Genomic DNA, 16,806 nt, shown 5'->3' with positions numbered 1-16,806 from the left:
CCCTCACATTCTCGGAATGTCTATTGCGGATTCTGGGTCGCGATCCGTGCGCCGCGGGGCGTGGAACCCCGGAATCTCGCGGATCCAGGGCGGTCGAGCGTCAATGGCGGGAAACACGATGTGATCACATTTTGATCACATGTGCGTTGCCGATGCGCTCACCGGCCCTGGCCGTGCCGCGTCGACGATGGCGGGCGAGGCGCAATAATGGCCCGCGTGAACGCGGTGGGCGACTCGGAGCATTCGCGGGCCGCCGCGCCCAGCATCCGCGACGTGGCGCGAGCCGCCGGCGTCTCGCACATGACGGTGTCGCGCGTGCTCAACCGGCACCCGAACGTGAGCGAGGCGACGCGCGAGCGCGTTCAGCAGGCGATCACCGACCTGCACTTCCGCCCCAGCCGCACGGCGCGCGCCCTCGCGCACGGCTCGTCGCGCGTCATCGGCGTTCTCGAGGCCACGGGCGCGCGCTTCCACGGCCCCGCGTCGACGATCGTGGCGATCGAGGATGCGGCGCGCACCGAGGGCTTCTCGGTGATGATCGCCGTGATCGACGCAGCGGATGCCGCAAGCGAGGCGGCCGCGGTGGAGCACCTTCTCGACCAGGGCGCCATCGGCCTGATCCTGGTCGGCCCCGGGACGACGGCGAGCGGGTCGATCGCCGAGGCGGCGAGTGGAGTGCCCCTCGTGGTGATGCACGCCGCCGAGGGTGCCGACCGAGGGGCGGCCGACCAGTTCGAGGGCGGCCGTCGTGCGGCGCGCCACCTGCTCGAGCTCGGGCACACCGCGATGGCTCACATCGCCGGCCCGGCGGGCTGGCTCGAGGCCGAGTCGCGGGCGCGCGGGTTCGCCGCCGAGCTCGCCGCCGCCGGCCTGGCACCGGTGAGCGTTGCCGTGGGGGATTGGACGGCGGAATCCGGCTACCGTGCCGGCCTCGAGCTGCTCGCGGCCGGCGGCTTCACCGCGGTGTTCTGCGCCAACGACCAGATGGCGCTGGGGCTGCTGCACGCCGCGCGGGAAGCCGGCGTCGACGTGCCGGCGCAACTGAGCGTGATCGGCTACGACGACATCAGCGAGGCGGCGCACTACGCGCCCGCGCTGACCACCCTCCGCCAGGACTTTCCCGAGCTCGGGCGCCGCGCCATCGCGGAGCTGCTGTCGCAGCTCGGCGGCGGCCCGGCCCCTGAGCCGATGCCGGCCCCTGAGCTGATCGTCCGGGAATCCACGAGCGCACGCCCGTAGCCGGAGCGCATCGGGCCTGTTTGCGGCCCGCGCGAGCGTGTGCTTATTGTGTTACCGGTAACACGGTTGTTACCGGTAACAGCGACCCCGACGACGAGGAGACCGCAGTCGATGACGACTGACGCGCCGCACGACACCGCCGCAGAGTCCGCGCAGGCAGCAGCCAGCGCGATCGCCGATGGCACCGCCAGCCTCGGCATCGAATTCGGCTCGACGCGCATCAAGGCGTGCCTGATCGCGCCCGACGGGGCGGTGCTCGCGGTGGGCGCCCACGAGTGGGAGAACGAGCTGGTCGACGGCCGCTGGAGCTACTCGCTCGATGCCGTCTGGGCAGGGCTGCAGGCCGCCTACGCGGAGCTTGCCGACGATGCTCAGGAGCGCCACGGCGTGCGCCCCGAGGTGCTCAGCGCCATCGGCGTCTCGGCCATGATGCACGGCTATCTCGCGATCGACGAAGACGGCGAGCTGCTCGTGCCGTTCCGCACCTGGCGGAACACCTCCACGGGTGTGGCTGCCGCAGAGCTCACCGAGGCGCTCGAGTTCAACGTGCCGCTGCGCTGGTCGGTCGCCCACCTCTACCAGGCGGTTCTCGACGACGAGCCGCACGTCGGGCGCATCGACAAGCTCATGACGCTCGCGGCATACGTCCACTGGAGGCTCACCGACCGCTTCGTCGCGGGCGTCGGCGACGCCTCCGGGATGTTCCCGATCGACCCCGCGACCGGTGGCTACGACCAGGTGAAGCTTCGAATCGCGGACGAGCTGATCGGCCGCCACCACGATGGGCTGAAGCTCAGCGCACTGCTGCCGGAGGTGCTGCCGGCCGGCGCAGAGGCGGGCACGCTGACCGAGGCCGGGGCGAAGCTGCTCGACCCCACCGGAACGCTGCGCGCAGGCATCCGCCTCTGCCCTCCTGAGGGCGACGCGGGCACCGGCATGGTCGCCACGGGCGCCGTCGCCCCGCGCACCGGAAATGTCAGCGTCGGCACGAGCGTGTTCGCGATGATCGTGCTCGAGGGGGCGCTGTCGGCAGTGCACCCGGAGATCGATGTCGTCACCACGCCCGACGGCGCGCCCGTCGCAATGGTCCACTGCAACAACGGCGCGAGCGAGCTGGCCGCCTGGGCCGGCGTCTTCGGCGAGTTCGCCTCGGCGCTCGGCACGCAGGTCGACAGCGACGCCGTCTTCGGCGCGCTGCTCAGCGCGGCCGCGGGCGGCGACGCCGACGGCGGCGGTCTGCTCGCCTACAACTTCCTCTCCGGCGAACCGATCGCCCGCCTCGAGGCCGGCCGGCCGCTGATTGTGCGCACGCCCGACAGCCGACTCACCCTCGGCAACTTCATGCGCGCGCAGCTGGGCTCGATCTTCGCGACGCTGAGCATGGGCATGGCGGTACTCGAAGGCGAGGGCGTTCAAGTCGACCGGATGCTTGCCCATGGCGGCATCCTGCGCACCGCCGGCGTCGCGCAGCGCGCTCTCGCTGCGGCTCTGCGGGTGCCCGTCGCCGTGCGCAGCTCGGCGAGCGAGGGCGGGGCGTGGGGAATCGCGCTGCTCGCCGCCTACCTCGACGCCGCGGCCGAGCTGAGCCTCGCGGACTTCCTCGAGCAGCGCGTCTTCGCCGCGCAGGATGCCAACGAGGTCGACCCCGACCCGGCAGAGGTCGCCGGGTTCGAGACGTTCCTCGAGCGCTTCCGCGCAGGGCTCGCCATCGAGCGCGCCGCGGTCGAGGCATCCGTTCAGCACGACAACGCTCAGCACGACAGCAGGCAGCACGACAACGCTCAGCACGACAGCGCTCAGCACGAGAACAAGGAGGCAGGCGAATGACCGACGGCGCCGAAGATGACCGGCAGGCTGCGATCCAGACGATCCGCGAGCAGGTGGCCGCGCTGCATGCCGAGCTCGTGCGCTACGGGCTCGTGGTGTGGACGGGCGGGAACATCTCGGGCCGCGTTCCGGGCGAGGACCTGTTCGTGATCAAGCCGAGCGGAGTGATGTACGACGAGCTCAGCGCCGACAACATGATCCTCTGCGATCTCGACGGCAACGTGATCCCGGGCACCCCGGGAAGCGACCGCTCGCCCTCGAGCGACACCGCCGCGCACGCATACGTCTACCGGAATATGCCGGGCGTCGGCGGCGTCGTGCACACGCACTCCGACTACGCGGCGGCCTGGGCCGCGCGTGGCGAGGCGATCCCGTGCGTGCTGACCGCGATGGCCGACGAGTTCGGCGGCGAGATCCCCGTCGGGCCGTTCGCGATCATCGGCGACGACTCGATCGGCCGCGGCATCGTCGAGACCCTCGACGGCCACCGCTCGCGCGCCGTGCTGATGCAGAACCACGGCGTCTTCACGATCGGCAAGGACGCGAAGGACGCGGTCAAGGCCGCGGTGATGACCGAGGACGTCGCTCGCACCGTGCACCTCGCGCGCCAGCTCGGCGAGCCGATCCCGATTCCCCAGGACAAGATCGACGCCCTCTTCGACCGCTATCAGAACGTCTACGGACAGAAGCCCCAAGGATCACTGTGACCACTCCCTTCACCAACGCTGTGCCGTTCAACGACTTTGGCAGCTTCGAGGTCTGGTTCCTCACCGGCAGCCAGCACCTCTACGGCGAAGAGACGCTGCGGCAGGTCGCCGAGCAGTCGCAGGCGCTCGTCGCCACGCTCGACGCCGCCGCAGACGTGCCCGTCAAGATCGTGTGGAAGCCGGTGCTGACCGGCGCAGACGGCATCCGCCGCGCGATGCTCGACGCGAACTCCGACGACCGCGTCATCGGCGTCATCACCTGGATGCACACCTTCAGCCCGGCGAAGATGTGGATCGCCGGCCTGCAGCTGCTCGCCAAGCCGCTGCTGCACCTGCACACCCAGGCGAACATCGAGCTGCCGTACGGCGAGATCGACTTCGACTTCATGAACCTGAACCAGGCGGCGCACGGCGACCGCGAGTTCGGCTACGCGCTGACCCGCCTCGGCATCCGCCGCAAGACGGTCGTCGGCCACGTCTCGAACCCGCGCGTGCAGGCGCGCGTCGGCACCTGGGTGCGCGCGGCCGCCGGCCGGCACGCGCTGGCGACGCTCAAGGTCGCGCGCTTCGGCGACAACATGCGCCAGGTCGCGGTCACCGAGGGCGACAAGACCGAGGCGCAGGCGCGCCTCGGCGTCGAGGTCAACACGTGGGGCGTGAACGAGCTGGCCCTGCGCGTCGAGGCGGCGACGGATGCCCAGATCGACGCCCTCGTCGACGAATACCTCGCCTCGTACGACGTCGTCGACGAGCTGCTGCCTGCCGGCGAGCGGCACCAGTCGCTGCGCGATGCCGCCGCGATCGAGGTCGGTTTGCGCGGCTTCCTCGAAGAGGGCGGCTTCGGCGCCTTCACCGACACCTTCGAAGACCTGGGGTCGCTCAAGCAGCTGCCCGGGCTCGCGGTGCAGCGCCTCATGGCCGACGGCTACGGCTTCGGCGCAGAGGGCGACTGGAAGACCGCCGTGCTCGTACGCGCGGCCGCCGCGATGGGCGCGGGGCTGCCCGGCGGCGCGAGCCTCATGGAGGACTACACCTACGATCTCGTCGACGGGAAGGAGGCGATCCTCGGTGCGCACATGCTCGAGGTCTCGCCGTCGCTGACCTCGACGAAGCCGAGCCTCGAGATCCACCCGCTCGGCATCGGCGGCAAAGACGACCCGGTGCGGCTGGTGTTCTCGGCTGACCCCGGGCCCGCCGTCGTCGTGGCGCTAGCCGATCTGCGCGACCGCTTCCGGCTGACCGCCAACGTCGTCGACGTGGTCGAGCCGCGAGCGCCGCTGCCGCACCTTCCGGTGGGGCGCGCGGTGTGGCATCCCCGGCCCGATTTCGAGACGTCCGCAACCGCCTGGCTCACCGCCGGCGCCGCGCATCACACAGTGATGTCGACTGCGGTCGGCCTTGAGGCGTTCGAGGACCTGGCGCGGATGCTGGGCATCGAGCTCTTCACGATCGACGAGCACACCCGGGCGCGCGACGTCGAGAACGTCGCCCGCTGGAACAACGCGTACTGGCGGCTGGCCCAGGGCATCTGAGCAGGCCGCCTCGACGTGGGGCGGCGCTGTGCCAGATTCCGCCGCCCCATCACCCGTCGATGACTCTCGTCACCGGCACAACGAAACACGGCAAGGAGAAACAATGAGGTTCCCCCTCAAGAGAATCGCAACGGTGGCGGCAGCCGCCGGCCTCGCGCTGACGCTCGCCGCCTGCTCGGGCAGTGGACGCGGCGGAACGGGCGGCTCGGACTCGGGTGCAGCCAAAGACGGCGGCAAGGGTTCGCTCATTGGCATCGCGATGCCGACGAAGGTCGACCAGCGCTGGATCCAGGACGGCGCCAATGTCGTCAAGGAGCTCAAGGCTGCCGGCTACAAGACCGACCTCGAGTACGCCGACAACGACATCCCGACCCAGGGCCAGCAGATCGAGACGATGATCACGAAGGGCGCGAAGGTCATCATCATCGCGTCGATCGACGGCGGCGCGCTCGGCCAGCAGCTCGACGACGCGAAGGCAGCCGGCGTCAAGGTCATCGCGTATGACCGCCTGCTCACGGGCGACAAGAACGTGGACTACTACGCCACCTTCGACAACTTCAAGGTCGGCGTGCTGCAGGCGAACTCGCTGCTCGCGGGCCTCGGCTACCTCGACAAGGACGGGAACAAGACCGGCAAGAAGGGCCCGTGGAACGTCGAGCTCTTCGCCGGAAGCCCCGACGACAACAACGCGACCTTCTTCTACAACGGCGCCATGAGCGTGCTCAAGCCGCTGATCGCCGACGGCACCATCAAGGTGACGAGCGGCCAGACCGGCTTCAGCCAGATCGCGATCCAGGGCTGGGACCCGGCGACCGCCAAGAAGCGCATGGACGACCTGCTCGCAAAGAGCTACTCGACCGGCTCTGTGAAGCTCAACGGCGTGCTGTCGCCCTACGACGGCCTCTCTGACGGCATCATCTCGGCCCTCGAGTCGGGTGGCTACAAGGTCGGCGACGCCGACTGGCCCGTCATCACCGGCCAGGACGCCGAGGTCGCGAGCGTGAAGCAGATCATCGCCGGCTCGCAGTACTCGACGATCTTCAAGGACACGCGCAAGCTCGCGAAGCAGGCCGCCCAGATGACCGAGGCGCTGCTCAAGGGCGAGAAGCCCGACGTCAACGACACCAAGTCGTACGACAACGGCAAGAAGGTCGTGCCGACCTACCTGCTGCCGCCGGTGGTCGTCACGAAGGACAACTACAAGGAGCAGCTGCTCGACAGCGGCTACTACACCGAGTCCGACCTCAAGTAGCGCTTTCACGCCCATGTGATTAGGGGGCACGGATGCCTGCGGCTGCACTCTCATGCCAGAGAGCGGCGGCGCAGGCATCCGTGCCCCATATAATCCGTGCCCCATATAAAGGAGGAGAAATGGTCGACGACGCGATCCTCGAGATGCGCGCCATCACCAAGGAGTTCCCCGGCGTCAAAGCGCTCTCCGATGTCAACCTCACCGTTCGGCGTGGCGAAGTGCACGCCATCTGCGGTGAGAACGGCGCGGGCAAGTCGACGCTGATGAACGTGCTGTCGGGCGTGTACCCGCATGGCAGCTATGACGGTGACATCGTCTACGACGGCGAGGTGGTGCGCTTCGGGTCCATCAGCGACTCCGAGAAGGCGGGCATCGTCATCATCCATCAGGAGCTCGCGCTCAGCCCGTACCTCACGATCGCCGAGAACATCTTCATCGGCAACGAGCGGGCGTCGGGCGGCTGGATCGACTGGAGCAAGACCGAGACGGATGCCGCGCAGTACCTGTCTCGGGTGGGGCTGAACGACAACCCTGCGACGAAGGTCATGGACATCGGCGTCGGGAAGCAGCAGCTCGTCGAGATCGCGAAGGCGCTCTCGAAGGAGGTCAAGCTGCTGATCCTCGACGAGCCGACCGCCGCACTGAACGACGACGACTCCGCCCACCTGCTCGATCTGATCCTCGAGCTCAAGAACCAGGGCGTGACGGCGATCATCATCAGCCACAAGCTGAACGAGATCAAGAAGGTCGCGGACTCGGTGACGATCATCCGCGACGGCCGCACGATCGAGACACTCGACGCGCGCAGCGACGAGGTGACCGAAGACCGCATCATCCGCGGCATGGTGGGTCGTGACCTGACCCACCGGTTCCCCGAGCACGAACCGAAGATCGGCGGCGAGCTGCTGCGCATCTCGGACTGGACGGTGCACCATCCGCTCGACCGCGAGCGCGTCGTCGTCGACCACGCGAACCTCGTCGTGCACGAGGGCGAGATCGTGGGCATCGCGGGGCTCATGGGCGCCGGGCGCACGGAGCTCGCGATGAGCGTCTTCGGCCGCAGCTGGGGCATCGACATCTCGGGAACCGTGCTGAAGCGCGGTCAGGAGATCGACGTGCGCACCGTGCAGAAGGCGATCAAGCACGGCCTGGCCTATGCCACTGAGGACCGCAAGCAGCTCGGCCTCAACCTGATCGAGGACATCGCGAGGAACATCTCGGCGGCCGCCCTCGAGCAGCTGGCACGCGCCGGCTGGGTCGACCGGAACCGCGAGCACGTCGTGGCGGAGCAGTACCGCCGCGAGATGAACATCAAGGCGCCGACGGTGTCTGCGCTCGTCGGCAAGCTGTCGGGCGGCAACCAGCAGAAGGTCGTGCTCTCGCGCTGGATGTACACCGACCCCGACGTGCTGGTCCTCGATGAGCCCACGCGCGGCATCGACGTCGGCGCGAAGTACGAGATCTACACGATCATCAACCGGCTCGCCGACGAGGGGAAGGGCGTCATCGTCATCTCCTCCGAGCTGCCGGAGCTGCTCGGCATCTGCGACCGCATCTACACGCTGTCGGAGGGCGTCATCACCGCCGACATCCCTCGCTCCGAGGCGACGCCCGAGCGACTCATGCAGTACATGACCCGAATCCGAGAAGAGGACCACGTATGAGCACCACGACGAGTGCGTCACCTGCTCGCCCGAGCGCTCTGCAGCGCGGGCTCGCTTTCCTGAGCGGAGAGCTGCGCCAGATCGGCCTGTTCATCGCCCTGATCGTGATCGTCCTGCTGCTGCAGGTGCTCACCCAGGGCGTCACGCTCAGCCCCCGCAATGTGTCGAACCTCGTGCTGCAGAACAGCTACGTATTGATCCTCGCGATCGGCATGGTGATGATCATCGTCGCCGGGCACATCGACCTCTCGGTCGGCTCGGTCGTCGCGACGATCGGCGCCCTCGCGGGCGTGCTGAACAACAAGCTCGGGGTGCCGTGGTGGCTCACGATCATCCTCTGCTTGATCGGCGGCGCGGTGATCGGCGCCTGGCAGGGGTTCTGGGTCGCGTACTTCAAGATCCCGGCGTTCATCGTGACGCTCGGCGGCATGCTGCTGTTCCGCGGTCTCGCCCAGATCCTGCTGCGCAACACGCAGATCTCGCCCTTCGACGACGCCTTCCGCAAGATCGGTTCGGGCTTCCTGCCCGACCTCGGCGGCGGCACCTCGTACCTCGAGCCGCTGACGATGATCATCGCGATCGTCGCGATCATCGCGCTCGTGGCGCAGGGGATTCGCGGGCGCCGCTCGCGCGCCAAGAACGGCCTGCTGCTCGAGCCGCTGCCGTGGTTCGTCGTGAAGACCGCGTTCATGGCCGTGCTGCTGTTCGCGATCGCCTGGCTGCTCGCGAGCTACCGCGGCACGCCGATCGTGCTGATCATCCTCGGCGTGCTCGTCGTCGGCTACTCGGCCGTCATGGCGAACAGCGTGTTCGGTCGCCACGTGTACGCCATCGGCGGCAACCTGCGCGCCGCCGAACTCTCCGGTGTGAACGCACGGCGGGTGAACTTCCTGCTGTTCGTCAACATGGGCGTGCTGTCGGCTCTCGCCGGCCTCGTGTTCACCGCACAGCTCAACCTTGCCGGCCCGAGCGCCGGTGACGGCTTCGAGCTCGACGCCATCGCCGCCGTGTTCATCGGCGGCGCGGCGGTCACCGGCGGCATCGGCACGGTCGGTGGGGCGATCGTCGGTGGTCTCATCATCGGCATCCTCAACAACGGCATGACGATCCTCGGCGTCGGCACCGAGTGGCAGGAGTTCATCAAGGGCCTCGTGCTGCTCGCCGCCGTCGCGTTCGACGTGTTCAACAAGCGCCGCGCATCGCGCGCCGGAGCGTAGCCGGCGCCATGGCCGCATAGCGCTGCCGATTGCGGCGGATGCCTCGAACGGCGCACGTTTTGTCAGAAAACGTGCGCCGTTCGCGCATTTGACCGCGGTGCCGTGCCCAGCCGGCGGCAGGCGCGACCGCCGGGCGGCTGCCTGATCAGCGGCGCGCGGCCAGGAACTCCGCCTGCTTCAGCCACTGGTAGGTCTGACCGCCCTCGTGCCCGTTGTAGGCGTAGACCTCGATCGCCTTGTCGGCCGACGCGAGCGCGTTGAAGCCGGCGAAGGTGGTCGACGGCGGCACGACGTCGTCCATCAGCGCGACCGAGAACAGCGCGGGCACGGTGATGCGCTTCGCGAAGTTGACGCCGTCGAAGTACGCGGCGGTGTTCCACACCGTCTCGGTGTGCTCGCGATGCACCGCGAGGTAGCGGGCGAGCTCCTGGTAGGGGTCGGAGACCGCGACGTCGGTGCCGTGCTCCCACGCGCACAGGAACGCGACGTCGGGCATGAGCGCCCACACGTCGGGGGAGAGGCCCGCGGCTGCGATCGCGATGCCGCCGCCCTGGCTGCCGCCGGTGACGGCGATGCGGGTCGGGTCGATGAAGTCCCACGTGCGCACCTCGTCGATGAGACGGGCCGCGTCGGTGAACACCCGGCGATAGAAGTGCTGCTTCGGGTCGAGGATTCCGCGCGTCATCCACCCCGACACGGCGGCGTTCGAGCCGTGCGGGTCGGACGTGTCGCCGCCGGTGCCCCAGCCCGAGCCCTGCCCGCGGGTGTCCATGAAGACGTAGGCGTAGCCCGCGAGCGCCCACAGCGCCCGCTCGCCCACGATGCCGCGGCCGCCGTTGTAGCCGTTGAACTCGACGACGACGGGCAGCTTCTCGCCCTCGCGGCCCTTGGGGCGAATCGCCCACGCCTTCACCGGCTCTGCATTGAACCCGGGGAAGGTCAGGTCTTCGACGATCAGCTCGGTGATCGGGGTGTCGGCGGGGGTGCGGGTGGCGCGCGCCTTCTCGCCAGCGAGGTCGGCGGCGGTGCGCGCCTCGGCGAGGGTCTCACGCCAGAAATCGTCGAAGTCCGCGGGCTCGCGGACGGTGGGGCTGAAAGCTCGCAGCTGCGCGAGCGACATGTCGGTGAGCGGCATGCTTTCGACCCTATGCGACGGCTGCCCATACGATCGGGACATGGTGCGCGTGCTCGTCGTTCAGAACTCCTCGGGCAGCGGCGTCAGGCGCTTCGGGCCGTGGTGGGCCGACGACGGACTCGAGCTCGAGGTGCGCGCCGGCGCCGACGGCCTGCCTGAGAAGCTCGCGGGCTACGACGGGCTCGTGATGCTCGGCGGCGGCTTCCTGCCGAGCGACGACGCGCGCGCCCCGTGGCTGCCGCGCGAGCGCGCACTCGCTACCGAGGCGCTTGCGTCAGGCATCCCGACCCTCGGAATCTGCCTCGGCGGCCAACTGCTGGCGGAGGTCGCCGGCGGCGAGGTGCGTGGCAGGCACGGGCGGCCCGAGCGCGGGTCCACCGCGATCTCCTTGACGGATGCCTCGGCCGGCGACGCCCTTCTGGAGGGCGTCGCCGGGAACATCCGCATGATCGAGAACCACCAGGATTCGATCACCGCGCTGCCGGCCGACGCCGTGCTGCTCGCCAGCAGCGCCGACCACCCGAATCAGGCCTTCCGGCTCGGCGCCGCGGCGTGGGGCCTGCAGTTCCACCCTGAGGTGGCCGCGGCCGACCTCGCTCGCTGGACCCCCGAGGACTTCGTCGCAGAGGAGGGCGTCGACCTTCCGGAGGTGCGCGCCGCCGCCGACGAGGCGGAGCCGCTCGCGGCATCCGTCGCCCGCACGATCGCGCGCAACTTCGCCCGCGTCGTCACTCGCCCCTGATCGCGTGCGCCACCAGGTTCCGCTTTGCGCTACTCGGATCCGAGTAGCGCAAAGCGGAAGGTAGTGGCGCAACCGGGGTCGGGGCGGCGGCTAGGGCTGCGCGACGAGCGGGATGCGCCCCAGGCCGTCCACCGCGGGGATCGCCCCGAGCAGCCGCTTCGTGTAGGGGTGCTGCGGCGCGCCCCAGATGGCGTCGGTCTCGCCCTCTTCGACGACCTTGCCGCGGTTCATCACGAGCACCCGGTCGGCGATCGTGCGCACGATCGCGAGGTCGTGGCTGATGAACAGCAGCGACGCCCCCGACTCGAGCGCGACCCGGCGCATGAGCTGCGCCACGCGGGACTGCAGCGAGGCATCCAGCGACGCGATCGGCTCGTCGCCGATCAGCACGTCGGGCCCCGTCGCCATCGCGCGCGCGATCGCGATGCGCTGCCGCTGGCCGCCCGAGAACTGGAACGGGTAGCCCGCGGCCGCCGACCGCGGCAGCTCGACCTGGTCGAGCAGCTCACCCACGGTCGGCGCGGTCGTCGGGTGGATCCGGCGCGCGTCCTCGATCTGCTTGCCGATGCGGCGGCGCGGGTTGAGCGAGGCGTACGGATTCTGGAACACCATCTGGATGCGCAGCAGCCGCGGGTCGCGCCCCGAGAGTCCCATCGAGCCGACCGGCACGTCGCCGAACGTCACCGAGCCGCCCGACAGCGGCACGAGGCCGCAGATCGCCCGCGCGAGCGTCGACTTGCCGCAGCCCGACTCGCCGACGAGCCCCAGCACCGCCCCGGGCGTGAGCGTGAAGGACACCCCGTCGACCGCGTTGAGCGCCGCGCGCCCGGCCACGTTGTAGGTGACCCGGACATCGTCGATCGTGAGCTGTTCGCCCATCATTCCGTCCCCTCAGACGCGCCGGGCGCGCCGAGCGCACCGGCCTCTGCCAGCTCGTGCATCGGCAGCGACTCGATCAGCTCGCGCGTGTACGGGTGCGTCGGCTGCCGGATCACGTCGTAGCGGGACCCGTGCTCGACGATCACCCCGCCGCGCATCACGGCGATCTCGTCGGCGAGCGATGAGAGCACGCCGAAGTCGTGCGTGATCAGCACCACGGTGAGGCCCAGATCGTCGCAGAGCGAGCGCAAGAGGGCGAGGATGCCTGCCTGCACTGTCACGTCGAGGGCGGTCGTCGGCTCGTCCGCGATCAGCAGCTCGGGGTCGCAGGCGATCGCGCTCGCGATGGCGATGCGCTGCAACTGGCCGCCGGAGAACTCGTGTGGGTACTTCTTGAGGGCCCCGGCCGGGTCCGGCACCCCGACGCGCTCGAGCAGCGACTCGGCGCGCGCGAGAGCCTCGCGCTTCGGGAGCCCGAGGTGGTGCCGCTGGTGGTCGGTCAGCTGCCGGCCGATCGACAGCATGGGGTGCAGGCTCGCCGTCGGGTCCTGGAACACCATCGCGATGCGGGTGCCGCGCACCGACCCCCATTCCCGCGCCGGCAGCCCGACGAGCTCGCGGCCGTCGAAGAGCACAGACCCGGTGACGACCGCGTTGTCGGGCTGCAGCCCGATCAGCGTCATGCCGGTCATCGTCTTCCCGGAGCCGGACTCACCCGCGAGGCCCGTGACCTTCCCGCGCGGCAGCTCGAGGTCGATTCCGTTCAGGATCGGCTTGCCGTCGATCGTGAGCCGCAGGCCGGCGACGGTGACGGCGGCCCCCTGCGGGGTGCCGCGGCCTGAGGAATCCCCGGCCCCTGATCTCGAAGCCACGTCGCTCACAGCGCGCCTCCCTCATTCAGCCGCGACTGCGTGCGCGGGTCGAGCGCGTCGCGCAGCGCGTCGCCGAGCAGGTTGAACGCGATCACGAGCGTGAAGATCGCGAGCGACGGGAACGCCGAGATCCACCACGCCGAGAAGTTCTGCAGGCCGTCGAAGGTCATCGAGCCCCACTCCGGCTGCGGCGGCACGGCGCCGAGGCCGAGGAACGAGAGCGACGCGAGCGCGAGGATCTGGTTGCCGAAATCGAGCGTGGCCAGCACCAGGATGGGCGAGGCGATGTTGGGCAGGATGTCTCGCCCGAGACTCGTGAACCAGTTCGCGCCCATCAGCCGGCCCGCGATGACGTACTCCGACGAGCGCGCCGAGATCACGAGCGAGCGCGTCACGCGGGTGTACTGCGGCCAGTTGACGATCACGATCGCGACCATCGCGTGGGCGATGCCGGGGCCGGTGGCGGCGACGATGATCATCGCCAGGATGATCGACGGGAAGGCGAGCACCAGGTCGGTGACGCGCATGATGATCTCATCGACCGCGCGGCCGAAGTACCCCGCGATCAGGCCGAGAACGACGCCGATGACGAGCGAGGCGATGACGAGCACGATCGGCGCCGGCAGCGACACGTGCGAGCCGGCCAGCACGCGCGAGAGCACGTCGCGCCCGAGCAGGTCGGTGCCGAACAGGTGCGCGCCGCTCGGCGGCTCGTTCGCGCCGCCCACCTGCTTCAGCGGGTCGTAGGGCTCGATGAGGTCGGCGAAGATCGCGACGAGGATCCAGAGCGCGATCACGACCGCGCCGACCATCGCGAACGGCGTGCGCCACTGCGCGGGCACGCTGAGCCTGAAGCGGCGCTTCGGCAGGACGGCGAACGGGTCCTGCGTGGGCTCGGGCGGGGCGACGGATTCCTCGGCCTGCCGGGTCTGCGTCGCGGTGTGGGTCTGGGCCTGGGCCTGGGCCTGGGCCTGGGCCTCTGCGGGCGTCTGCTGTGCGTCGCTCATCAGCGCCTCCTGACGCGGGGGTCGATGATGCCGTAGAGGATGTCGATGACGAAGTTGATCGTGATGTACACCGTTCCGATCACGATGCCGACACCCATGATCGCCGGCATGTCGAGGTGGGTCGACGCCTGCAGCGCGTACTGCCCGAGGCCCTGCCACGAGAACACCGTCTCGGTCATGACCGCGCCCGACAGCAGCGAGCCGAAGGCGAGGCCGATCATCGTGAGGATCGGCAGCAGCGCACCGCGAACGATGTAGCCGGAGACGACCTGGCGCTCGGGCAGACCCTTGGCGCGGGCGGCCGTCACGAACTCGCTGCCCGTGACGTCGAGCAACGCAGAGCGGAAGAACTTCACGAGCGTCGCGAGCGTGTAGAGCGTGAGCACGAGCACCGGAAGGGCCAGGTGCGCGAACGCAGAGCCGAGCAGTGACCAGTCGCCGGCGATGGCGGCATCGACCGTGTACAGGCCGGTGACATGCGGAGGGGGATTGAAGACCGGGTTGAGCCGGCCGGAGCCGGGCAGGACGCCCCACACGACCGACAGCAGATAGAAGAGGATCATCGCAAGCCAGAACAGCGGCACCGAGAGCCCGGCGAGGCTGCCGAGGCGGATGATCACGTCGGCGATCGAGCCCCGGTGCAGCGCCGCGTAGATCGCCAGGCCGAGGCCGATGATCACCGAGAGGACCATCGTGTACAGCGCGAGCTCGATCGTGGCGGGGAAGGCGACCTTGAGGTCGTCGAGGATCGGCATCTGAGTCTGGTTCGACGTGCCGAAGTCGAAGTGCAGCAGCCGCACGAGGTATAGGCCGTACTGCACGGGCAGCGGCCGGTCGAGGCCGAGGCGGTGCTCGGTGGCGGCCACGATGCGCGGGTTGTTCATCGCGGTCTCGCCGAGCACCGACGCGACCGGGTTCGCTGGCACGAGGTTGGTCAGGACGAAGGTGATGAACGTGACGCCCCACAGCAGCAGCAGGCTGATGCCGAGGCGGATGGTGATGTAGCGCAGCAGCGGGTGGGCCCCGAAGAAGGACCCACCCGTGCTGCGGGTATTACTTGAGGTCACTGAACTTGACGTTCCACAGCGGGTTGTAGACGACGCCCTTCACCGACGGCGAGTAGGACTCGAGCGCTCCGGGCTGCAGGATCGGGATGAACGGGCCGACCTTGTTCATCTCGGTCTGCACGTCCTGCCAGGCCTTCTCGCGCGCCGAGTTGTCGGTCGTGGTCAGCGCCTTGTCGAAGAGCGGCTTCAGCGTCTCTGCGCTGTCGATGCCCTTGCCGGTCGCCCAGCCGGCGCGCAGGCCGACGTTCTGGTCGGGGCCGAAGGCGACGTAGTCAGAGGCGTCGGGGAAGTCCGCGCCCCACTCGGCGAAGCCCGCCTGGAAGGTGTGTGAGCGGAATGTCGCGAGCGCGGTGGCGCCGGGCTGCGGCTCGAGCTGCAGGTTGATGCCGATCTCTTTCAGCTGCGCCTGGATCGTCTGCGCGATCGTCAGGAAGCTCGCGTTGCCCGCGGTCGCCTCGCTGTCGACGAGCAGCTTGATCGCCTGGCCCTTGTAGCCCGACTTCTCGAGGTCGGACTTCGCCGTCGCGGGGTCGTAGCTGTTGCTCGGGTCAGACTTGAGCGAGCCGAAGACGCCCTGCGGCACGACGCCGCCGGGCTGCACGGAGCCGGGGCCGACGAGCTTCAGGATCTTGTCGTAGTCGATGCCGTGGCGCACCGCGTTGAGGAAGTCCTCGTTGGCGACCGGGCCGCCGAACTGCGGCATCTGGTTGAACCACGCGTACAGCGTGTAAAGCGAGGCGCCCGAGGTGGTCTTGATCTTGCCGGCACTCTCGAGCGACTTCGCGTCCTGCGGGGAGACGTCGGTCGCGAACTGCGCGGCACCCGACTGCAGGTTCACCTTCTGGGTCGCGCCCGTCGCGTTCTGGACGACCACCTTCGTGTAGACCGGCTTGTCACCTGCGTAGTGCGGATTCGCCGTCAGCACGACCCGGGACTTGATGTCGCTCGAGCTGATCTCGTAGGGGCCGGAGCCGGCCGAGTGCGCGTCGAGGTAGGACTGCGCGGAGTCCTTCTCGTCGGTTGTTCCGCCGTTCGCGGTGACGACGGACTTCTCGACGATGCCGAGCGACGGGTTCGGCAGGATGAACGGCAGCGCGGGGTTCGCGACCGAGCTGGTCAGCGTGACGGTGTTGTCGTCGGTCTTCGCGATCTCGATGTTCTTGCCTGCGGGGTCCTGCAGCAGGAACGACGGGTTGCCGGCGAGGCCCAGGAGGCGCTGGTACGAAAAGACGATGTCGTCGGCCGTGACCGCTTTGCCGTCGGAGAAGGTGTGCTTGCCGTTGAGCTTGAGGGTGACGACCTTGTCGTCGTCGGAGATCGAGTAGGTGGTGATCTCGGGAACGGGCTTCGAGAGGTCGTCGCCCTTGTAGGTCAGGGCGGTCTCGTAGAGCTGCGCGTCGATCAGGTTGCCGGTGAACTCGAAGTCGCGACCCGGGTCGAGCGTGACCAGGTCGTAGGTCGTGTCGACGACGAGGTTCTTGCCGGCACCGGATGATGAATTGTTCGAGCTTCCACCAGAGCCGCACGCCGCGAGGACGAGCGCTGCTGCTGTGCCGACGACCGCGACGGCGGCCACTCGTCTGAATTGGTGCATTCCTGTTCCTCCGTCTGCGAGTACGCCGATGTACACGCGAGCTTCCCAGCACAGTGTTACGCATCGATTACC

General features: G+C 69.1%; 14 protein-coding genes. 8 read left to right on the top strand and 6 right to left on the bottom strand.

The features are described 5' to 3' along the window. The first annotated feature begins 207 nt into the window (after positions 1–207). From ABD736_RS15870 to mmsB, 7 genes are all read left to right on the top strand, one after another. A complete protein-coding gene (locus tag ABD736_RS15870; RefSeq protein ID WP_344792852.1) occupies positions 208–1,239 on the top strand; it encodes a LacI family DNA-binding transcriptional regulator in 1,032 nt (343 codons plus the stop codon). Between the two features lie 111 nt (positions 1,240–1,350). Further along, positions 1,351–3,066, top strand: a complete 1,716-nt coding sequence (locus ABD736_RS15865; RefSeq protein ID WP_344792851.1) for an FGGY-family carbohydrate kinase — start codon at positions 1,351–1,353, stop codon at positions 3,064–3,066. Continuing rightward, entirely contained in the window at positions 3,063–3,773 is a 711-nt protein-coding gene (locus ABD736_RS15860) for an L-ribulose-5-phosphate 4-epimerase (RefSeq protein WP_344792850.1), read from the top strand. The genes ABD736_RS15865 and ABD736_RS15860 overlap by 4 nt, the downstream gene beginning before the upstream one ends. 20 nt (positions 3,774–3,793) lie before the next feature. Then, a complete protein-coding gene (gene araA / locus ABD736_RS15855; RefSeq protein WP_344792964.1) occupies positions 3,794–5,305 on the top strand; it encodes an L-arabinose isomerase in 1,512 nt (503 codons plus the stop codon). Between the two features lie 103 nt (positions 5,306–5,408). Then, the gene (chvE, locus tag ABD736_RS15850; protein WP_344792849.1) at positions 5,409–6,557 is read left to right on the top strand and encodes a multiple monosaccharide ABC transporter substrate-binding protein; all 1,149 of its coding nucleotides are present in this window, start codon (positions 5,409–5,411) and stop codon (positions 6,555–6,557) included. A gap of 119 nt (positions 6,558–6,676) precedes the next feature. Further along, positions 6,677–8,221, top strand: a complete 1,545-nt coding sequence (gene mmsA, locus ABD736_RS15845) for a multiple monosaccharide ABC transporter ATP-binding protein (RefSeq protein WP_344792848.1) — start codon at positions 6,677–6,679, stop codon at positions 8,219–8,221. Then, positions 8,218–9,438 (top strand): multiple monosaccharide ABC transporter permease, encoded by a 1,221-nt coding sequence (mmsB, locus tag ABD736_RS15840; protein ID WP_344792847.1) that lies wholly within the window; start codon positions 8,218–8,220, stop codon positions 9,436–9,438. The genes mmsA and mmsB overlap by 4 nt, the downstream gene beginning before the upstream one ends. A 145-nt stretch (positions 9,439–9,583) precedes the next feature. Here mmsB and ABD736_RS15835 read toward each other — a convergent pair whose 3' ends face one another. Next, positions 9,584–10,573 (bottom strand): acetylxylan esterase, encoded by a 990-nt coding sequence (locus ABD736_RS15835; RefSeq protein WP_344792846.1) that lies wholly within the window; start codon positions 10,571–10,573, stop codon positions 9,584–9,586. A gap of 40 nt (positions 10,574–10,613) precedes the next feature. Here ABD736_RS15835 and ABD736_RS15830 point away from each other — a divergent pair, with 40 nt between their 5' ends. After that, complete coding sequence (locus ABD736_RS15830) at positions 10,614–11,315, top strand: type 1 glutamine amidotransferase (protein WP_344792845.1); 702 nt, start codon at positions 10,614–10,616, stop codon at positions 11,313–11,315. A 90-nt stretch (positions 11,316–11,405) separates the two neighbouring features. On the opposite strand, the gene ABD736_RS15825 is transcribed toward ABD736_RS15830, so the two are convergent. From ABD736_RS15825 to ABD736_RS15805, 5 genes are read right to left on the bottom strand one after another with little or no spacing between them, the layout of a single operon-like run. Then, positions 11,406–12,194 (bottom strand): ABC transporter ATP-binding protein, encoded by a 789-nt coding sequence (locus tag ABD736_RS15825; RefSeq protein WP_344792844.1) that lies wholly within the window; start codon positions 12,192–12,194, stop codon positions 11,406–11,408. Beyond that, positions 12,194–13,075, bottom strand: a complete 882-nt coding sequence (locus tag ABD736_RS15820) for an ABC transporter ATP-binding protein (RefSeq protein ID WP_344792843.1) — start codon at positions 13,073–13,075, stop codon at positions 12,194–12,196. The genes ABD736_RS15825 and ABD736_RS15820 overlap by 1 nt, the downstream gene beginning before the upstream one ends. Next, entirely contained in the window at positions 13,072–14,073 is a 1,002-nt protein-coding gene (locus ABD736_RS15815; RefSeq protein WP_344792842.1) for an ABC transporter permease, read from the bottom strand. Before ABD736_RS15815 ends, ABD736_RS15820 begins: the two co-directional genes overlap by 4 nt. Beyond that, a complete protein-coding gene (locus ABD736_RS15810) occupies positions 14,073–15,140 on the bottom strand; it encodes an ABC transporter permease (RefSeq protein WP_344792841.1) in 1,068 nt (355 codons plus the stop codon). Before ABD736_RS15810 ends, ABD736_RS15815 begins: the two co-directional genes overlap by 1 nt. Next, positions 15,127–16,734, bottom strand: coding sequence for an ABC transporter substrate-binding protein (locus ABD736_RS15805; protein ID WP_344792840.1), 1,608 nt, complete (start codon positions 16,732–16,734; stop codon positions 15,127–15,129). The genes ABD736_RS15810 and ABD736_RS15805 overlap by 14 nt, the downstream gene beginning before the upstream one ends. Positions 16,735–16,806: the final 72 nt, after the last annotated feature.

Origin of the sequence: Gryllotalpicola daejeonensis, from assembly GCF_039538145.1 — a bacterium.
Lineage (GTDB): Bacteria > Actinomycetota > Actinomycetes > Actinomycetales > Microbacteriaceae > Gryllotalpicola > Gryllotalpicola daejeonensis.
The sequence above is the reverse complement of the archived record's forward strand: the minus strand, read 5'-3'. Positions and strand labels throughout refer to the sequence as shown.